Genomic DNA, 1,190 nt, shown 5'->3' with positions numbered 1-1,190 from the left:
CCAACAACCATTCTTTATTCAATGATCTTAGAAACGATACCGGCACCAACAGTACGACCACCTTCACGAATAGCAAAGCGAAGCTTCTCTTCCATAGCAATTGGAACAATCAAAGAAACATCCATCGCAACATTATCACCAGGCATTACCATTTCAGTACCTTCCGGAAGCGTTACTATCCCTGTCACATCCGTCGTACGGAAATAAAATTGTGGACGATAATTCGTGAAAAACGGAGTATGACGACCACCCTCATCTTTCGTTAAAATATAAGCCTCCGCTTTAAAACGCGTATGAGGCGTAACTGAACCAGGTTTCGCCAAAACCTGACCACGTTCAATCCCTTCACGATCAACACCACGAAGCAACGCACCAATATTATCACCCGCCTGCCCTTGATCCAAAAGCTTGCGGAACATTTCAACACCCGTAACCGTCGTCTTAGACGTCGGGCGAATCCCTATTATTTCAATTTCCTCGCCAACCTTAATAACACCACGCTCAACACGACCAGTGACAACCGTACCACGACCTGAAATCGAAAAAACATCCTCAATTGGCATCAAAAACGGCTGATCAACCGGACGCTCTGGCGTAGGGATATAATTATCAACTTCACTCATCAAAAGACGAACAGCATCTTCACCAATGCTCTTATCTTTATCTTCAAGGGCTGCTAAGGCTGAACCTTTTACGATTGGTATATCATCTCCTGGGAAATCATATTTTGACAACAACTCTCGTACTTCAAGCTCAACAAGCTCCAAAAGCTCAGCGTCATCAACTTGATCAACCTTATTCAGAAAAACAACAATCGCTGGAACACCAACCTGACGCGCTAGAAGAATATGTTCACGTGTCTGAGGCATTGGGCCATCAGCAGCTGAAACAACCAAAATCGCGCCATCCATCTGCGCGGCTCCCGTAATCATGTTTTTCACATAATCCGCGTGACCAGGACAATCAACGTGCGCATAGTGCCTTTTCTCTGTTTCATACTCAACATGCGCTGTAGAAATGGTAATCCCACGAGCACGTTCCTCTGGTGCCGCATCAATTTGGTCATAGGCTTTAAATTCACCAAAATATTTCGTAATCGCTGCTGTCAACGAAGTCTTCCCATGGTCAACGTGACCAATCGTACCAATATTAACATGCGGCTTCGTACGTTCAAATTTGCTCTTTGCCAT

Annotated in this window: 1 protein-coding gene; it reads right to left on the bottom strand. The window is 44.8% G+C overall.

Translation table 11 applies throughout. The features are described from left to right. Positions 1–14 precede the first annotated feature (14 nt). Complete coding sequence (gene tuf / locus AC0QT4_RS09165) at positions 15–1,190, bottom strand: elongation factor Tu (RefSeq protein WP_078691533.1); 1,176 nt, start codon at positions 1,188–1,190, stop codon at positions 15–17.

The organism is Bartonella sp. EBT8 (assembly GCF_055796165.1).
The sequence above is the reverse complement of the archived record's forward strand: the minus strand, read 5'-3'. Positions and strand labels throughout refer to the sequence as shown.

Coding starts and splice junctions, on each gene's coding strand:
- tuf (WP_078691533.1), bottom strand. CDS start 1,190: ATGGCAAAGAGCAAATTTGAACGTACGAAGCCGCATGTTAATATTGGT.